This is a genomic window from Bacillus sp. SIMBA_005 (assembly GCF_046535585.1).
Classification (GTDB): domain Bacteria; phylum Bacillota; class Bacilli; order Bacillales; family Bacillaceae; genus Bacillus; species Bacillus pumilus.
Genome location: NZ_JAWRWI010001223.1, coordinates 1 through 234 on the forward strand (window position 1 = coordinate 1; position 234 = coordinate 234).

Annotated in this window: 1 protein-coding gene; it reads left to right on the plus strand. The window is 54.3% G+C overall.

Going from position 1 to position 234, the window contains the following annotated elements; genetic code table 11:
• Nucleotides 1-234: ketoacyl-synthetase C-terminal extension domain-containing protein (locus tag SB660_RS23950; RefSeq protein WP_410585116.1), on the plus strand; the 234-nt coding region annotated here is incomplete at both ends.

Sequence of the window (234 nt, forward strand, 5' to 3'; positions counted from 1 at the left end):
TAAGCAGCTTCGGCGCAGGAGGAGCAAACGCCCACCTCATCATAGAAGAATATACGGCAGACAAAGAGCCTGATGAGACGCCGGCAGATCAGCCCGCCATCATCGTCCTGTCCGCGAAAAACAGCGAACGGCTCACTGAAAAAGCAAAACAGCTCAGAGACGCCATCCGTGAAAAAAGATACAGCGGCCGCGATCTTATGAGCATAGCCTTTACTCTCCAGACTGGCCGGGTGC